The organism is Myxococcus sp. AB056, from assembly GCF_006547365.1.
GTDB lineage: Bacteria > Myxococcota > Myxococcia > Myxococcales > Myxococcaceae > Myxococcus > Myxococcus virescens.
Genome location: NZ_VHLB01000004.1, coordinates 45906 through 63431 on the forward strand (window position 1 = coordinate 45906; position 17526 = coordinate 63431).

Sequence of the window (17526 nt, forward strand, 5' to 3'; positions counted from 1 at the left end):
GCCACGCGCGTTCGGCGGTCGCCCCGGCTGGACGCGGCATCTCCCCAATGGGACTCGCCCGAAACGCGACGGGGACCGGGGCCTCCCTGGCCACGGTCCCCGCTTCACCGCACCGCGCGTTGGGAGCGCGGGCTCAGAAGACGTTCTGCGCGCGGCGGTAGTACATCTCGCGGTCCGCCATGCCGTTGTAGCCACCGTTGATGCGGCGGGTGACCTCGCGGAAGTTGCCCGCGTCCGCGTAGGTGTTGAGGTTGCGCGACGACCAGTACCAGCCGGCGATGCGGAACGCGACGTCCGGGTCCTTGGCGCGCTGGGGGTTGCCCTCCAGGTCGATGCCCAGCGCCCGGCCCGCGGCGCGGTAGTTGGCGCGGCCCGTCAGCTGGATGGGGCCACGGCCCTTGTAGCGGACGCCGTCGCCCGGCTGGGTGTTGCCCAGGTCCCTGCGGCCCTCGTAGGCGGCGCCGGAGGCAATCTCCTCCATGTAGCGGAGCTGGCCGCTCTCGTGCGCGAGCTGCGCCAGGAAGGCCGCCTTGCGCATGGGCGTGGTGATGTTCGCCTCCGCCATGGCCCGGTTCAGGTGGGGCAGGTACTGCTCCGCCTTCGCCTGGGACAGGTTGGGCATCACCGCCCGGAGCTGCTGCACCGTCACGCCGGCGGATCCACCGGTCGGCGGCTTCGGGCCACCCACGCCCCCCACCGGCGGCTTGTTCGGCGCCGGCCGGGTGGGAGACGCGCCGCCCCCACCCGGAATCGTGAGCCGCTGGCCCGCGTAGATGAGGTTGGGGTTGGAGATGTTGTTGGCCTTGGCCAGCGCGCCCACCGACGTGCCGTACCGGCCCGCGATGCCGCTGAGCGTGTCGCCCGACTTCACGGTGTACGAACCGCCGCCCGAGGAAGGCGACGCACCGCCCCCACCCGGAATCGTGAGCCGCTGGCCCGCGTAGATGAGGTTGGGGTTGGAGATGTTGTTGGCCTTGGCCAGCGCGCCCACCGACGTGCCGTGCCGGCCCGCGATGCCGCTGAGCGTGTCGCCCGACTTCACGGTGTACGAACCGCCACCCGAAGCACGAGGCGCGTCGAAGCCGTCCGGGATGCGGAGCTTCTGCCCCGCGTAGATGAGGTCCGGGTTGGAGATGCCGTTGCTCTTCGCGAGCGACGACACCGAGGTGTTGAAGCGCTGGGCCAGCGCGCTGAGGCTATCGCCACGGCGAACGGAGTAGATCGTCACGGGGGGCAGACTCCTGGAAACAGAGAGGCGACGTACCCACATTTTCGTAACGACTGAGAGGATGTTTCCCCGCAAGATCAGTTATTTATGCATAAACTTATGCAAAATCACTGAAATCACGAAATTGTGACACACGGGATGGGTCGTCACAGACTCGTGACATCATCCCCCCAAGTAGCCAGGATGTCGCACCCCAGCGGCCACGCTTGTGTGACTCCGGGGGTTCCGTTACCTCCGGGGCCATGTCCGCTGACTCCGTCCTTCCGGCCCCTCGGGCCCGTCTCACGCAGCGCCCGGGCTTCTGGGCTGGTGTCGCCGTGGCCGCGCTTGGCGTCACCGCCACGACGGGGGCCATGCTGATCCGTGGCCAGAGCAGTGGCCCCCTGCCCCAGCTGGGCGCGCTGCCAGACTTCACCTTCACCCGGCATGACGGCCAGCCCTTCGGGAGCACGCAGCTCCGGGGCAAGCCCTTCGTGGCCAACTTCATCTTCACGCGCTGCCCCACCGTCTGCCCGGCCTTCACACGGAAGATGGTGGGCGTGCAGGACGCCACCGCGTCCCATGGCGCCGGGCTCCAGCTGGTGTCGTTCTCCGTGGATCCGAAGTACGACACCCCGGAGCGGCTCACCGAGTATGGCGAGCGCCACGGCGCGGACTTCTCCCGCTGGAGCTTCCTCACCGGCGACTACGAGCAGCTGAAGGAGACCATCGTCCAGGGCTTCAAGGTCAGCATGGGCCGGGAGCCCGGCGCGCCCGAGGACGACCTGCTCTCCATCTTCCACGGGACGCACTTCGTGCTCGTGGACGACGCCGGGCAGATTCGCGGCTACTACGACAGCGCGGACAGCGACTCCACCGAGCGCCTCATCCGCGACACCCAGCGCCTGGCCCAGACAGGGCACTGAGCGCCGCCGCGCGGGGGCCGCGTCGCCCGCAAAGCCGAAGGGCCGGCCCCGCAGCTTCGCGGGAGACCGGCCCTGGGGCTTGCTACCAGTTCGCGCCAGAGGCGCGGATCATCACTCCACGAAGCGGGCGTGGTTCTGCGCGATGATGTTCTGGAAGTTCTGCAGGCCCAGCGGGTTCTCCGCGAAGGCGCCGACCTTGTCCGCCGCGCCCTTGACCGCCTGCGCGATGTTGGTGATGTCCTGCACCTTGGGGGCGATCTTGGACAGGAAGCCCAGGCTGCCCAGCGTGCCCTCACCCAGGAAGGACGCGGCACCCTGCTTCACCAGGTTCTCCGCCGTGGGGCCCAGGAACTTGCCGACCAGGGGCAGCTTGCCGACCTTCTCACCGATGAACTTGGCGATGGGGTCCACCAGCGAGCTCAGGGGCTTCTGGAGGAACTCCATGGCCTTGCCGCCGATGTTCGCGATGCCACCGGCAATCTTGCTCACCGTGCTAGCAACCTTGCCAATCGTCTTCGTGACTGCCTGGAGAGCGCTGCCCATGGTCGTACCCTCGAATTCTTAGTGCTTTGGAAGCAGAGATTTGTGCCGGAAGGAAAACTCGAGGGGATTCTCGGTGCGTGTGGGGAATTGTTTCCTCTCCCCTTTTTCGTCGAATTTTCCCCACCGGCCCCCGCCCGGGGTCTCAGGGATTACGGACGGTTACCGCCGCTGCTGCCCTTCTTGAGCTGATCCATCAGCTCCTGGCGGGCGGCAGGATCTTGCGGACCGGTGGGAGCAGCGCCGCCCACGGGAGGCGAGGTGAGGGACGGCTTGCCGGCGGTGGAGACCTTGTCCTGGGTGAACTTGGAGGCCTCGAAGTCCGGGGGGGAGCCGGGCAGCTCGCCCTTCATGCCCTTGATGAGGATGTTGGCGGCCTCCTCGGTGGAGAGGGGGTTGAAGCCGTTGCGGCGCAGCTCCTCGTCGGAGATGACGGCGACCTCGGCCTCCTTGTCCTTGTCCTGGGCGTACTTGAGGACCAGCTCCACGTAGTCCTCGAGCTTCATGCTCACGGCCTCGGCGATCTTCTTCGTCTCCGGATCCTTGAGCAGCTCCGCGCGAACGACCTCGATGGGTCGCTTCAGGCCGCGCTTCGGCTTTCCGGTGTTTTCCTGGGACATGCTCTTGCTCCGAGAAGGAAATGGGACAGTGCGCCGGACTCTAGCCCAGTTTCCCCGCTTCACACATTCCCGCCCACCTTGGAATGGCCGGAGCCCGCGTGCGGGAGAGGGAGGGGGACGGCTTCACGCCCGTGTGCCCGTGACTACCTTTGGCGCCAGCGAAGGACAGTCACGGAGACGAGGCGCGCCATGGCGATTTCCAAGCGGGGGCTGGTGGACAGGGTGAAGGAGGTGGCCGTCCAGGCCGGCACGCGCGGCGCGCGGGTCCTCCTGGGCACCGCGGTGGTGACGGCCCGGGGAGTGGCCAACCTCCAGTCCAAGATTCGGGGCGCCCCGGCCCGCGGCCGCGTGAAGACGGCGGCGGCGGAGGGGACGCGGCGCACGGCCAAGGCGGCCCGCGGCGTCATCGAGAGTGGCAAGCCCACGAAGGCCCCGGCGCGCCGCAAGTCACCGTCCATCAAGACGGCCTCCGCGGCGGGCGCCAACAATCAGGTGGGCCGCAAGTCCGTGCCCGGCCAGGCCGCCGCCGCCAGGCGCGGCACCGCGAAGACACCGCGCCCCGCCACCAAGGCGAAGCGCGGGCAGAAGCACCGGCACTGAGGCGCGGCTTCAGCGGGCGGCGTTCCTGGACACGGCCTTCGCTCGAGCGCCTCCGCTCACCTTCTTCTGCTTGGGAGCGATGCGCGTCACCGTGCCCGGGCGCCGGGCCATGGCCGCCTCGAGGGCCGCTTCCTCCGCGGCGCGGGCCGCGGCGGCCTTCAGCGCGAGCTGTTCGGCCTGCTGCGCCCAGCGGCGCTTCAACACGTCCCGCAGCCCGTCCTTCTGCAGGTCCACCTGGGCCTTGTGCAGACGGTAGTGCAGGTCCTCGCGCAGCGTGCCGCGCGCCAGCGCCGCGTCCGCCGAGCCGGAGACGCCCAGCACCAGCTTCGGCCGCTCCTCCTGCGTCCGCAGGCACTGCAGCAGGACGAACTGCGCGTCCCGCCCCAGCTTCGCCACGTCCGGGATGAACACCACCCCGTTGGGATGCCGGAGCGCTTGCGGCAGCTCGGCCGCCTGCCGCACCTCCACCAGCTCCACGTTGAAGTTGCGCGCGGCTTCCTGCGCCCAGCAGCGCCGCTCCTCTTCCGTACCGCCATGGAGGAGCAGCGAGGAACGGTTACAGACGAGCTCCACTTCACGATAACCCTGCGGTGTCACCGGCGGCCCCCCTGCGTCTGGAAATGCGTGATTTCTAGATTCTAATGCAGACGTGCCCTACCGGGCACGTCGGAGCCGGCACCACCTGACAATCCATTCATGTGATGACAGGTATCCCCCGTCTGAAACACCTGCCTCAGGCGGAGGGCACCACCATGACGGGCCGGCGGCAACGCGTCACCAGCTCATGGGCCACCTCGCCCTCCAGGGCGTCCCGCAGGCGCGAGGGCTCCAGGGACGTCCCCACGCACACCAGGTCCACCCCTTCGCGCTCCGTGGCCTGGCAGATGGCCAGCGTCACGTCCTCGCCCGTCACACCCTCCACGCTCCAGCGCACCGTCTGGGCGGTTTCGTCGCGCGGCACCAGCTCCCACAGCCGCTGGAGCACCTGGTCCCTGTCCCTGGCGGGCTCGGGCAGCACGCCGTAGTGGTCCGCGAAGCCGCGGTCCTCCAGCTTGCGGCGGTGGACGTGCAGCAGGTGCACCCGGCCCCCGGGTCCCACCAGCGTGCGCGCATGGGAGATGGCCTTGGTGCAGGCCTCGGAGAAGTCCACGGGTACCAGCACGCTTCGCGGTGGGCGGTCCGCGCGCCGGGCCTGCACCATGGGGGGCACACACACCACGGACTGCGCCGCGTGCCGCAGCACCCCCGCGGACACCGAGCCATGCCACAGCCGCTTCACCCCGCTGCGCTGGTGCGTGCCCACCACCATCAGGTCCGCGCCGCGCGTGTGCGCCACGTGCATCAGGTGGTCCGCCGGACGGCCGAAGCCGGGCTCCAGCACCACCTCCACGCGGCCCTCGCCCACCAGGTCCCCCACCTGCTCGCGCACCTCGCGTTGCAGCACGCGCTCCACGATGGGGTCCAGCGCCTCCATGCCCTGCAGCGCCGGCTCCAGCAGCTCCACGTGCACGGGGCTGTGGATGCCCAGCCGTTCCCGCTCGTCCATGGGCGAGCACACGTAGGTGGCGAGCACGTCACACGGCCCCACGCGGCGCAGCTCGCGCAGGAAGGACACCGCGGCGCCCGTGGTGGAGGAGCCGGGGTCCACGCCCACCAACACCAACAGCCGCCTGCGGCCCCGCGCCCAGTCGGTCAGCGCGGTGTCGCTGCGCACGGCCAGCACCGGCGCGCAGCCGTAGCGGGACAGGCGTTCGGGCACCGTGGCCCGCCGCCACGCCGGGGTGCGCCAGCCAGTCGCTGCCACCACAATCCACCGCGCGTGCCGGCACTCCTCGTCACTGAGCACTTCATCCGCGGAGGTGCCCGCCTGCAGCCGGTAGCGCACCGCCCTCGCGAGCGTTTCGAGCCGCGCGGCCTCCGCCTCCAACCGCTGCTGGGTGAGGGCCAGCGCGCCAGTGCCATCGTCGAGGAATGCGTCGCCCTCCGCGACGCCCAGGAGCAGCAGCGGCTCTTGCAGCCGCCCCGCCACGGCCGCCGCCACGTGGGCAGCCGCGAGGGACTCAGGGGACAGGTTGGTGACGCACACGATGGCCATGGCTGCCCTCCAGGTTCGGGAAGACCCTTCCCCGTGAAGGAAACAATGGCCATGGCGACGCCAGGAAGCGGGCACCCGCCCTACGCTGGCTCGCTCCAGGGCCCGGCGCGCACCGCACCCGCGGGCTCGCGGGGCCTGGGCACGCCCCAGCGCCTGCCCGCCCGCACGTCACGTACGCTCAGGCGCAACCTTGGGCGCGGCATGCCCGTCATGGTTGGTGTGGTCCTGCTCCTCGCCCGAACCACCCCGGTCTCCGCTCTTGCCGAACGTGGACAGGAACACCTCGTCGCCGTTGCTCGTGTAGCGGTACGGCCGGCCCCACGGGTCCAACGGCACGGAGGGCAGGTACGCGGGCACCAGCAGCTCCTCCACGTCCGCGTCTTCCGGCAGGGTGCCCTTGTCCGCGCGGTAGCGGCCCAGGGCCTCCTCCAGCAGGGCGAGGTCCTGGTGGATGCGGTCGGCGTGCACGGCCTTGGAGCCGCTCAGCGCGCCCACCAGGACGGCGACCACCAACCCGAGTCCGAAGACGAGCCCCACGAACAACACGGGGGAGCGGCGGGACGGAGGGGGCTCGTCAGACGAGGCGTTCATGACCTCTTCCTATAGCCGCTTTCCGGTCGCGAGGCGCGCGTGGACTTCACCTGTTACAGGGCGCGGAACAGTGGAACGGGCTGCTGCTTGCCCTTCAGCCGCACGGGGGGCAGGTCCTCGAAGGCCGTCTCGTTGGCGTCCACCAACTCGCGGGTGCGCTCCCCCACCAGGATTTCCCCCGGGCCCGCCAGCGCGCACAGCCGCGCGGCCACGTTCACCGCGTCACCGATGCAGGTGTACTCGGCGCGCACCGTGCTGCCGATGTTGCCCGCCACCACCACGCCCGAGTTGATGCCGATGCCCAGCTCCAGCACCAGCGGCTGGCCCTCGCGCCCGCCCGCCGCCCACTCCGCCTCCGCCTCGATGCGCAGGTCCGTCAGCGCATCCATCATCATCTTCGCGGACTGGAGCGCACGCAGCGCGTCATCCGGACGGGCCACCGGCGCGCCGAAGACGGCCATCAGCCCGTCGCCCAGGAACTTGTCCAGCGTGCCGCCGCAGGTGAGCACCGCGTCCGACATCCGCCCGAGCACCTGGTTGAGCACCCCCACCACCTGCTCTGGAGGCAGGCTCTCCGCCAGGCCGGTGAAGTTGCGGATGTCCGCGAACAGCAACGTCACCTCGCGCTTCTCGCCGGTGAGCACCACCGCGTCCGCGCTCTTGAGGATTTCCTCCACCACCGCGTCGGACGTGTAGCGCGCGAACAGCTTGCGCATGCGCTCCGTTTCACCGGTGCGGCGCACCACGCTTTCGATGCGCGCGGCCAGCTCGTCCATGGACGCGGACTTGTTGACGTAGTCATCCGCGCCAGCGCGCAGGCCGCGCACGCGCTCGGCCTCCCCGTCGTTGGCGGTGAGGATGATGGCGGGCACCGCGTGGCTGGGGCCTTCCTTCAGGCGGCGGCACAGCTCCACGCCGTCCAGGCCGGGCATCTCCAAATCGCTGAGGACGATGACGGGCTGGAGGCGGCCCATGCTCTCCAGGGCCTCGAACGGGTCCTGGAAGCAGAGGACTTCGTAGCCCAGCGCCACCAGGCCCTCCTGCACGAAGGCGCAGGCCAGCGGGCTGTCGTCCACCACCACCACGCGGCGACGGCCGTCAGAGGAGGGGCGCGGCAGGTCCTGCCGCCCGGCGATGCGGTTCTGCAGCCCCAGCGCCTCGTAGATTTGCTTGTAGGTGCAGTGGCCCAGCTCCACCAGGATTTCGCCCAGCTTGCGGCCGTCGCGGCGCTGGCGCGCGAGCGCCTCGTCGAGCTGCGCCAGCGTCACGTACTTGAGCCCCACCAGCAGCTCCCCCAGCGCGGGCTGAAGGGGGCTCTTGTCCTGGTGCAGCCCGAGCGCCTCTCCCAGCGCGTCCTGAATCTGCTCTCGCGTGACGTAGCCCAGGGAGATGAGGGCTTCCCCCACGCGCTGCCCGGTGAGGGCCTGGAGGGCGAGCGCCTCCTGCACCTGGCCGGGCGAGACAATCCCCAGCTTGAGCAGCAAATCACCAAACAGGGGGCTGGAAGCACTCATGGTGGGTGAGTGTACCTCACACCCCCCACCCACGGGGAGTCCGGGACTTACGGCCGTCCGCGCGGCGCCACCACGCGGAGGTCCAGACGGCGGTTGGCCTCGCGTCCCTGGGCAGTCTCATTCGACTCGACGGGCTTGTCCGGGCCGAATCCCCACGCCTCCAGCCGCTCCAGTGGGACACCCCGCTCCACCAGGTAGTTCCGCACCGCCTCCGCGCGCGCCAGCGTCACCTCCCGCTGCACGTCCGGGTCCCCGCGGTTGTCCGTGTGGCCCTCGATGGCGATGACACCCAGCCGCGGGTGCACCAGCAGGACTTCGGCCACGTTGTCGAGCACCGGCTGGACGCGCGGCTGGAGGGCGGCGGTGCCGGGCGCGAAGGAGATGCGCTCCAACAGCTCCAGCCGGTCCGGGCGGATGACGACGCGCTGCTTGCGCGGCGCCGGGCACCCCTGGTTGTCCACCGCGCCCCGCTCACGCGGGCAATTGTCCCGGTGGTCCGCCACGCCGTCACCATCCACGTCCCGCTCCGGGCAGCCGCGCAGCGAGGGCAGTCCCTCCTCGTCGGGACAGGCGTCCTCTTCATCCGGCACGCCATCCCCATCCGCGTCGCGGATGGGGCACCCCTCGCGCGAGGCGGGCCCGGGCTCGTCCGGGCACTTGTCCGCCGCGCCCTCCACGCCGTCGCGGTCCGGGTCGTCGACAGGGCAGCCCTGCCGCTCCAGCAGGCCGAACACCCGCGGGCAGGCGTCCTTCGCGTCCTCCACGCCGTCCTCGTCCGAGTCGCGGATGGGGCAGCCGTCCCGCGACGCGGGCCCGGCGTGACGCGGGCACTTGTCCAGCGCGTCCTCCACGCCGTCGCCGTCCGTGTCCTTCGCGGGGCAGCCCTGGAGCCGCGCGGGCCCGCGCACGGTGGGGCAGGCATCCGCCCCATTGAGGACGCCGTCCCCATCCGCATCCAAGCCCGGGTCGAGCGGAGGCGCGTGCCGGCAGCCCGGAGCGGCCACGGCCAGCACGGCGGCGGCGAGCAAGGCCAATCGGTGGAGTGCGCGCGTCTTCATCATCCGCGTCACCAGAGCGCAGCGAGTGCGAGCTGTCCAGGCGCTCAAGCCGGCAAGGGCAGCTCCACGGTGAAGGTGGAGCCCTTGCCCGGCTCGCTCGCCAGGCGGATGCTGCCGCCGTGGGCCTCGACGATGCGCTTGGTAATCCACAAGCCCAGGCCCAGTCCCTTGAAGTGCTGCACCGACGCGGAGCGCTCGAACTGCTCGAAGATGCGCTCCTGCTCCTCCAGCGACACGCCGATGCCCTCGTCGCGCACGGACAGCCGCGCCACCGGGCCCACCGCCTCCACCTCCACCGTCACCGGCCGGCCCGCGCCGTACTTCGCCGCGTTGGTGAGCAGGTTCACCAGCACCTGCTCCAGCCGCAGCCGGTCCCAGTGCCCCGACACCGGCCTGTCCAGCAGCAGCCGCACCTCGTTGCCCGCCAGCGCCAGCTCCTCGGACATGCGGCCCACCAGCTCGCGCGTCAGCGCCGCCAGGTCCACCTCTTCACGCTTCAGCCCCAGCCGCCCCGAGCTGAGGCGCGAGACATCCAGCAGGTCATCGATGAGCAGCCCCAGCCGCTGGCCCGCCTTCGCCGCCCGCTCCGCGCGCTCCGCCAGCCCGTCCACGGCCATCGCCTCGCGGGCCATGCGCGCCAACAGGTGAATCTGGAGCTGGAGCGCGTTGAGCGGCGACTTCAGCTCGTGTCCCGCCACCGACAGCAGCTCGTCCCGCGCCTTCACCGCCTGCGTGGCCGCGCCGTATCGCCGCGCGTCTTCAATGGCCAACGCCGCGCGCGCCGCCAGGCTCTCCAGCAGCGCGCGCTCCTCCACCGAATACTCGCGGCCCTGCGCCTCGCGCATCACCCCCAGCGTGCCCAGCACCCGGCCGCGCACGCCCAGCGGGACGACGATGACGCTGTGGGGCCCGTAGTGCTGGAGGAAGGGCATGCCCTCCGGCACGCGCTCATCCCGCAGGTCCTCGGCCTGAAGGCGCGGGACGAAGAGCGGCTTCCCCGTCGCCGCCACCCGGCCCGACAGCCCTTCTCCCACGCGCCCCGGGCAGCGCCGCATGGACGCGTCCAGCACCGCGCGGGCCTCCGCGTTGGGATGGTGCACCGTCACCAGCTCCAAGCGCGTCGTGTCCTCGGAGAGCAGTTGGAGCACGCACGCGTCTCCGAGCGCCTCCGACACCTTGCGCACCAGCACCTCCAGCACCATGGACAGGTCCAACCCCGCCTCCGCGATGAGGTGGCTGACCTGCACCAGGACGTGGAGCCGCGCCGCCCCGCGCCGGCTCTCCTCCTCCGCCGCGCGCGCCTTGCGGAACAGGTCCGCGTTGTCGATGGCCAGCGCCGCGCGCCCCGCCAGCTCCTCGGCCAGGGACAGGTCCGGGATGTCGAAGGGCGCGGAGGTCTCGCTCCGCATGAAGGTGAGCACCCCCAGCGTGCGCTGCCGCGCCACCAGCGGCGTCAGGATGAGCGAGCCCACGCCCAGCTCGCGCGCGGCCGCGTACAGCCGCGCCGCCGCCGTACGGGTGTCCCCGGGCTCCGCGGTGGGGCGCGCCATCATCCACGGACGCCCCGAGGCGAGCACCTCCGCCAGCAACGTGGGGCTGCCTTCCTGCGGAGCGAAGCGCAGGAGCTCCAACCCGCGCGGCGCCGATTGCGGATTCTCATAGAGCACGGCCAGCCGCCGCACCACGCCGTCCTCGTACGAATCCACCGCGCAGCCATCCGCGAAGTGCCCCAGCGCCAGCCGCGCCACGCCCGCCACCGTCTCCTCCCAATCCAGCGACGCCGACACGAGCGCGCTCGCGTCCGCCAGGAGCCGCAGGCGCTGTCCCGCCGCCTCCGCCTGAAGCCGCGCGGTGCGCTCCCGCGCGTACAGCCGCGCGCGCTCCAGCGCCTGACCACACGCGTGCCCCAGGCCGGTGATGGACGCCCGCTCCAGCACCGAGAAGCGCCGCGCCTCCGGGAAGCCGAGGCACAACGTGCCAAAGACATGCCCTTCCACCTGCAAGGGCAGCAGCACCAGCGCGCGCAGTGCCCCCAGCGAGGGGACCACGTCCCGCACCGCGGAGGGCGTCTCCAGCCACACCGGCGCCCCCAGCACGGCCACCCCGTCTCGCGCCGCGGCGGGCGTCTCCAGCCGCACGGGCGCCCCCGCGCCGTGCCCCGGCACACCACCGCTTCGCCAGGGCGGCACCCGGAGCGCCTCCCGTTGCGCGTTGGACACCCCCAGCGCGGCCTTCAACGCCAGCGTCCCGTCCGGCTCCATCAGGTGCACCAGGCCCACGCCCGCGCCCACCGCGGGAAGCCCCTGCTCCAGCACCACGCGCGCCACCTCGTCCGAGGACAGCGCGCCGCCCAAGGCCTCCGTCACCGCCTGGAAGCGGCGCAGCCGCAGCACCTCCGACTCCTCCACCTCCGCTCGCGCGGACAGCACGGACTGGCGCAGCGTCTCCGCCATGCGCTCGCGCTCCAGCGCCAGCGCCGCCAGCTTCACCGAGAGGCCGAAGCGCCGCAGGTCCTCCTCCCGTGGCCGCCACGCCTCGCGGAAGAGCACGCCCAGCACACCGGCGGCGCCCAGGCCGGAGGCGAAGAAGAGCGGCTGGGACAGCAAGGCCGTGGCCCCCAGGCGGAGCAGGGCGTCCGGTTCGGAGGCCAGCAGCGCGTCTCGCGACACGTCCTCCGCCACCCGGGGCAGGCGCGGCTCACCTGGCGCGGGCGCCTGGGCCAGCAGTTGCTGAGCCCAGATGGCGGCCGCCTCCGCGTCCACGCCGTGCGTGGTGAGCGTGCTCAAGTCGCCCGTCCCGCCCCACCAGCACAGGAAGGCACCTGAAGCCCCCAGCGTGGCGGACGCCTGGCAAAGCAATTCCTCCAGCACCGCCACCACCGGCGGTGCTGCGGACAGCCGCTCCAGGGCCCGCGACATGCGGTCCACCGCGGCTCCCACGTTTTTTCCGGGCACATTCATGCCCCACTCCCCCCGGCACGGACGCATGGCTCCCTGCCTCGAAGCCTCATTCTCCCATGCCAGACGAAGCGTGGAAACCGCACAGCGCGTTGCCCTGAAGTACGGGATTCCCCTCGGGTGCCTCAGTGCTCGAAGACGCGGAAGAAGGCGAAGAAGATTTCCAGCACGATGAGCAGGACGATGACGGCCTCCAACGTGTGGGAGCGGTCGATGTCCACGTCGCCCTTGAGCAGGCCATACGTCTGGGCCAGCAACTGCTGCTTGCGGGTGACGGCGGCCTGCCACGGCGGGATGCGCATGCGGCGCACGGCGCTCTCGTAGACCTTGGCCAGGTAGAAGTCGCCGATGATTTTGAGACTGTTCTCCACGCGCTCGATGAACTCGTTGAGGTCCACCAGCGTGGAGAGCGTCTGCCGGGCCAGGCTGCGGTAGGGGCTGCGGAACAACGTGGCCCACCCATGCCGCGCGGCCTGCACCTTCTCGTGGATGCGGGTGATGTGCGCGTCCAACCGCTCGTCGTAGTAGCGGAACTCCAACAACTGCGCGTTGGCGATTTCCAGCAGGTCGGGGATGTCTCGCGAGCCGGACGGCTCGTAGACGAAGGCGCTGTTCCAGTCGATGACGACCAGGTCCTGGATGGTGTAGCTGAAGCGCGACTGGAGCACGGATTCGCTCTCACGCGGAGACAGCGGCACCGTGCCGCTTTCGCCCAGGAGCAGCCGGGCCAGGTCCGCGCGCGTCATCAGCTCATCCGCGGTGGGATTGCCCCGGATGTGCTCGGCGAAGATGACGGTGTAGCTCTCGTTCTGCTCCCACAGGTGCGGCGCCTGCGCGGCGGGGGCGATGGTGCGGCGCACCCCTTCCACCAACTCCAACGCCAGGTCCTCCAGCGCCTGGCTGTCATAGAGCTCATCCGCCATGCGCGTGAGCGCTTTCAACGAGGTGCCCGGAACGACAGGCACCTGGAGGATGATGGACACGGCGCCATGGTCGAACAGGCGCGCGGTGACATCCACCGTGACGGGACCGTCCCGCAGTGCCAGGGGCCGGCGGCCCAGCTCATAGGCCAGCGGCGGGTTGGGCAGTTGGATGTACTGACTGTTCTCCCGTGACAGCTTGAGCCGGCGCGAGTCCTCCGTGAGCACCCGGCGCGCGCGCTCCAGGTCCAGCTCCTCCGCGATGTCGAAGGTGCGGTAACAGAGGACGTACGCCTTGTCGAAGAGCAGCGGTTCGGCAGCGTCCATGGTGCGTGAAGCCTAACCCGCGCCCATGACAATCCGTGGCCGGCCACCCTGGCATGCCAGACAGTCGTCATTCCCTCCGCGGAGCCGTACCGGAATGGACGGCCCCGGGAGGCGCTGGACTGTCTTCAGCCGAGCGAACGTTCAGGGCCGGTGGCGCGGAGGAGGCGGCGTCAGCTCCGTGCGCACGTCCCACAGCTCCGGGAAGAAGCGCAGGTCCAACGCCTTGCGCAGGAAGCCCACGCCCGAGGAGCCACCCGTGCCCTGCTTGAAGCCGATGATGCGCATCACCGTCATCATGTGGCGGTAGCGCCAGAGCTGGAAACGCTCCTCGGTGTCCACCAGCTTCTCGCACATCTCATACGCATCCCAGTGCGCCTCGGCGTCCTGGTAGATGCGCCGGAACACCTCCACCACCTCCGGGCTCTTCTCGTAGGGCTTGCGCCAGTCACGCTGCACGTGGCTCTGCGGCACCGGATGCCCCATGCGCGACAGGTGGCGCAGGAACTCGTCATACAGGCTGGGGGATTCGAACAGCCGCTCCAACTCGCCGTGGATGGCGGGGACGTGGCGGAAGGGCATCAACGCCTGCGCGTCCTTGTTGCCCAGCAGGAACTCCACCGCACGGTACTGGAAGCTCTGGAAGCCAGAGGAGCTACCCAGCGTGTCGCGGAACTCCAGGTACTCGTTCGGCGTGAGCGTCTCCAACACGCTCCACTGTTCGAAGAGCATCCGTTGGATGTGCGCCACGCGCGCGAAAATCTTGAACGACGGCTCCAGCCGGTCCGCCTGCACGTAACGGATGCAGGCGCCCAGCTCGTGGATGAGCAGCTTCATCCACAGCTCGCTCGTCTGATGCTGGATGATGAACAACAGCTCGTCGTGGTGAGGCGGCTGAGAGCGCGTCACCTGCGCCGACAAGAGCCGGTCGAGCTGCAGATAATCACCGTACGTGGTCCTTCCGGCCAGGTCGGTGATGATTCCAGGCTCCAAATCGCGTTTGTTCATGGGCCCGGGCATTCATGCTCGTGCAAGCCCCCACGGGCAAGTCTCTCCCGCATGGGCGGACCCCGATTCCTCTCTCGACAACAGAGCGGGACGACGGGGGCGCGGTCACTCTCTGCCCGGGCCGGGGCAGCGTGCCGCTGGCTAGCCTGCGTGCCCAGCCTGAGCGGCAGCCGCCAACGCCTTGGACGCGGCGCGTCCACGCGGCAGCTTGATGTCGTCCACGCTGTCCGGGTCGGCGTAGTCCTTCCAGTCGCTCGGGCGGCGGTTGGTCTTCTCCAGCATGCGGAGCTTCTGGTAGTGGGCCGCGCAGTAGCCCTTGGTGCGGCTGGGCTTGCCGCAGCCGATGATGGCGCACGCGCGCGAGCCGTCAGCACCCGCCGCCGCCGGCTTGCGGCCACGACGCTTGCCACCCACGGCCGCGGGAGCCGCCGTCACGGAGCTGCGCGCCGCGGGAGGGCGACCCGGGCCACGACGGCCGGCCTTGGCGGCCGCGGGAATCTGGGCGCCGAACAGGGGCCCGACGACCTCGGCCAGCGGGGCCAGGCGCTCGGCCACGTTGCGGAGCGCGTCCAAGTCCGCCGTGCCCTCCTCCAGCCGCGCGACCACGTCACGCAGCGGCTTGAGCTGGACCTCGATTTCATTGCGGATCATGTCGCGAAACGCTTTATCCACGGACATTCGTTGAATCCTCACCTGGGGAACGACAAGAGTAATGCAGTACTAGGGGGGGCTGATGCTCGATGCTTGTGATGCTGCCCATACCCTTACCTTCCAAAAAAGGTTTTGTCTAAAGGAAGAGATAAAAGTTGTGACTGAGCAACGGACCATTCGCCCCGTTGTCGCAGGTCTCACCTGTTTCCCGGCGGCAGCCGTGGCCTAGCCGTCCCAGTACAGGGACTCCAGCAGGGGGGCCTCCCCCGCCGCCTGGGACACCTGGGGGCGTGACAGCAGCTCGTCCCAAGTGGCCGATAAATCACGACGCAGGTCGTCCAACGACAGGGAATCCAGGGCAGTCATGAGCTGCGGCAGTCGTGCATTCTCCTCTTCTTGGAAATGAGCCACCGCCAGGTCTTCCAGCGTCAACAGACGCGCCTGCCACTCGGAATGGCCCGAGGGCAGCTCTTCCAGCTCAGCCATCAGCTCACGCATCGTGAGATGGTCTTCCGTCTGCTCACGACAAGACTCGCGGCCCTCCACCCCAGCCATCACCGGGTAGAGGCAACGCTCCTCCAGTCGTGAGTGAAGCCTCAGCAATGCCAGCAGCTCCGCCGTCAATCCCCTCAGCTCATCGGGTTCCACACCCGATGCCAGACGCTCGAGACGCTCTTCCAGTTCCCGATGCTGGTCGATGAGGATGTCGAACGGGCTGCCCATGCCTGAACGTTCGGCATGCACCTGGAAGCAGACAACCTGAGCATGCCTGCGAGCTGACATTACTCAAACTCCTACGAACCCCCACTGACCGGCCCCCCCGCCGGCTCAGGGGCGCCCGGCTGCCCGGCGGCCAGGAGGAGGGCGCCGTCGGCAGGGGACGCCACGCATCCCCATGTTTTTCCAGCATGGATGCCCCGCTCGCCAGCCTGCGCCGGGCCGTATTCCGCCTCGCCGAGCAGGGCGCGGCGCTGTCGGCCCTGTACCACCGGGCGCAGCTGCTGGGCTGCGAGCACCTGCCATTGAAAGGCCCGGTGCTGCTGGTGGGGAACCACGGCGTCTGGGGTTACGAGACACCTGCCTTCTTTCATCTGATCCACCAGGGCACCGGCCGCTATCCATTGGGCCTGACGGAACGGGGGTTCTTCCGCATCCCGTTGATCCGCACGGTGTTGCCATGGCTGGGCGGCGTGGAGGGGACGCGGGAGAACGCCATGACGGCGCTTCGGGCGGGCTCACTGGTCGTCTGCTATCCGGGGGGCGCGTGGGAGACCTTCAAGCACAGCCACGGGCGCTACCGGCTGCGCTGGGAGCAGTCGCTGGGCTTCGCGCGGCTGGCGGCCCGCGCCGGCGTGCCGGTGGTGCCCTTCGCCGGCCAGGGGGTGGATGACACCTTCCGGTGGCCCCCGGGCGAGGACCGCCTGCGCGTGCGCCTGACGAACGATGACAAATACCGGATGCCGTTGGTGATGGGCATGGGGCCCCTCCCCTGGCCCGTGCGGCTTACCTTCCACCTGGGGACGCCTCACGCCCCGCCGCCTCCGGATGCCAGTGAATCCCGCCTCCAGGCCTTCCGGGACGCCGTGGCCGCCAGCGTGCGGCGGCTCCTGATGAGGCATTCCCATGCGTGAAGCCCTGTCATCCCGCCCGGGGAGACATCCCCACGGCCCGCCGCTCGTCCCGGATGTGGACGACATCCAGCAGGGCTATGCCCACCTGCCTTGTGAACGACGTCCCGTGCGAGGCACACCGGTACGCCTGTTCACCTTTCCAGCGGGCAACACGGACGAATCACGCACCGTGGTGTGTCTTCCGGGGCTGGGGGCCAGTGGCCGTTCCTTCGCGCCCATGGAGCCACTGACGGACGCGCTGAGGCTGCTGCTCTGGACGCCGCCCCTGCGCACCCCCGCCACCCACACCCCGCTCTTGTGGAACCTGGCGGTGCTGGACCACGCGGAGGCCCTGCTGCCGGGGCGCTTCGCCCTGCTGGGGTCGTCCTACGGCAGCCTGCTGGCCATGGCCTATGCCCTGGCCCACCCGGAGCGGGTGAAGGCGCTGGTGCTGGTGTCACCGGTGGCCAGCGTGCACCGCATCCGCCGGCTGGCCCTGACGCTGTCCACCCTGGTGCGCGCGCCCCGGCCCCTGGCGTACCTGCTGGCGCCCACCGTGGCCCGGGTGCTGGGAGGCCAGCGGTTGCCGCTGGAGGGCCGGGCCGAAATCGTGCGCGAGGCCCGGCGCATGTCCCCGGTGGAGCTGCTGCGCCGGCTGCGGGACATCCTGGCCACGGACCTGATGCCCCGGCTCCATGAGCTCCAGGTGCCCACGCTCGTCATCCAGGGCGGCCAGGACTTGCTGGTGCCGCCCCGCGCCGCCCGCGACGTGGCCCAGCACATTCCCGGAGCCCGGGTGGCGCTCATCCGGGGCGCCAGCCACCTGCCCTACATGAGCCACCCCGATGCCTTCAACACGCTGGCCGGGGACTTCCTCCGGCAGCACCTGGACTGAGCCGCCACCC

17 protein-coding genes are annotated in these 17526 nt (G+C 70.2%); 4 read left to right on the plus strand and 13 right to left on the minus strand.

What is annotated here, in order from left to right; translation table 11 throughout:
• Positions 1-133: 133 nt before the first annotated feature.
• On the minus strand, positions 134-1228 hold the full coding sequence (locus FMP39_RS03025; protein ID WP_141588517.1) for a LysM peptidoglycan-binding domain-containing protein: 1095 nt from the start codon (positions 1226-1228) through the stop codon (positions 134-136).
• Positions 1229-1470: 242 nt separating this feature from the next.
• On the opposite strand from FMP39_RS03025, the gene FMP39_RS03030 reads away from it, so the two are divergent.
• A complete protein-coding gene (locus tag FMP39_RS03030; RefSeq protein WP_228557605.1) occupies positions 1471-2133 on the plus strand; it encodes an SCO family protein in 663 nt (220 codons plus the stop codon).
• 111 nt (positions 2134-2244) lie between these two features.
• Here FMP39_RS03030 and FMP39_RS03035 read toward each other — a convergent pair whose 3' ends face one another.
• Together FMP39_RS03035 and FMP39_RS03040 are read right to left on the minus strand one after the other, a co-directional pair.
• Positions 2245-2676 (minus strand): hypothetical protein, encoded by a 432-nt coding sequence (locus FMP39_RS03035; RefSeq protein WP_141588518.1) that lies wholly within the window; start codon positions 2674-2676, stop codon positions 2245-2247.
• A 149-nt stretch (positions 2677-2825) separates the two neighbouring features.
• Positions 2826-3293: a hypothetical protein gene (locus tag FMP39_RS03040; protein WP_194858216.1), complete on the minus strand. Its 468-nt coding sequence runs from the start codon at positions 3291-3293 to the stop codon at positions 2826-2828.
• A 189-nt stretch (positions 3294-3482) separates the two neighbouring features.
• On the opposite strand from FMP39_RS03040, the gene FMP39_RS03045 reads away from it, so the two are divergent.
• Positions 3483-3893: a hypothetical protein gene (locus FMP39_RS03045; RefSeq protein WP_228557606.1), complete on the plus strand. Its 411-nt coding sequence runs from the start codon at positions 3483-3485 to the stop codon at positions 3891-3893.
• A 9-nt stretch (positions 3894-3902) separates the two neighbouring features.
• On the opposite strand, the gene FMP39_RS03050 is transcribed toward FMP39_RS03045, so the two are convergent.
• The 10 genes from FMP39_RS03050 to FMP39_RS03095 form a co-directional block, all read right to left on the minus strand.
• Positions 3903-4490 (minus strand): Fis family transcriptional regulator, encoded by a 588-nt coding sequence (locus tag FMP39_RS03050; protein WP_141588521.1) that lies wholly within the window; start codon positions 4488-4490, stop codon positions 3903-3905.
• Positions 4491-4626: 136 nt separating this feature from the next.
• Positions 4627-5988: a universal stress protein gene (locus FMP39_RS03055; RefSeq protein WP_141588522.1), complete on the minus strand. Its 1362-nt coding sequence runs from the start codon at positions 5986-5988 to the stop codon at positions 4627-4629.
• Between the two features lie 168 nt (positions 5989-6156).
• A complete protein-coding gene (locus tag FMP39_RS03060; RefSeq protein ID WP_141588523.1) occupies positions 6157-6579 on the minus strand; it encodes a type II secretion system protein GspG in 423 nt (140 codons plus the stop codon).
• A 53-nt stretch (positions 6580-6632) separates the two neighbouring features.
• Entirely contained in the window at positions 6633-8093 is a 1461-nt protein-coding gene (locus FMP39_RS03065; RefSeq protein ID WP_141588524.1) for an adenylate/guanylate cyclase domain-containing protein, read from the minus strand.
• Between the two features lie 47 nt (positions 8094-8140).
• Positions 8141-9154 (minus strand): OmpA family protein, encoded by a 1014-nt coding sequence (locus tag FMP39_RS03070; RefSeq protein WP_228557607.1) that lies wholly within the window; start codon positions 9152-9154, stop codon positions 8141-8143.
• Positions 9155-9195: 41 nt separating this feature from the next.
• Positions 9196-12111, minus strand: coding sequence for a GAF domain-containing protein (locus FMP39_RS03075; protein ID WP_228557608.1), 2916 nt, complete (start codon positions 12109-12111; stop codon positions 9196-9198).
• Between the two features lie 122 nt (positions 12112-12233).
• Positions 12234-13355, minus strand: a complete 1122-nt coding sequence (locus tag FMP39_RS03080) for a hypothetical protein (protein ID WP_141588527.1) — start codon at positions 13353-13355, stop codon at positions 12234-12236.
• 141 nt (positions 13356-13496) lie between these two features.
• A complete protein-coding gene (locus FMP39_RS03085; RefSeq protein ID WP_011557312.1) occupies positions 13497-14372 on the minus strand; it encodes a tryptophan 2,3-dioxygenase in 876 nt (291 codons plus the stop codon).
• Positions 14373-14501: 129 nt separating this feature from the next.
• Positions 14502-15038, minus strand: a complete 537-nt coding sequence (locus tag FMP39_RS03090) for a cell wall protein (RefSeq protein ID WP_090491221.1) — start codon at positions 15036-15038, stop codon at positions 14502-14504.
• A gap of 198 nt (positions 15039-15236) precedes the next feature.
• Entirely contained in the window at positions 15237-15794 is a 558-nt protein-coding gene (locus tag FMP39_RS03095; protein WP_141588528.1) for a hemerythrin domain-containing protein, read from the minus strand.
• A 125-nt stretch (positions 15795-15919) separates the two neighbouring features.
• Here FMP39_RS03095 and FMP39_RS03100 point away from each other — a divergent pair, with 125 nt between their 5' ends.
• Both FMP39_RS03100 and FMP39_RS03105 read left to right on the plus strand, forming a co-directional pair.
• Positions 15920-16642 (plus strand): lysophospholipid acyltransferase family protein, encoded by a 723-nt coding sequence (locus tag FMP39_RS03100; RefSeq protein ID WP_141588529.1) that lies wholly within the window; start codon positions 15920-15922, stop codon positions 16640-16642.
• Positions 16635-17516 carry an alpha/beta fold hydrolase gene (locus tag FMP39_RS03105; protein WP_141588530.1) on the plus strand — a complete coding sequence of 294 codons (882 nt, stop codon included), beginning with the start codon at positions 16635-16637 and terminating at the stop codon, positions 17514-17516. The genes FMP39_RS03100 and FMP39_RS03105 overlap by 8 nt, the downstream gene beginning before the upstream one ends.
• Positions 17517-17526 lie beyond the last annotated feature (10 nt).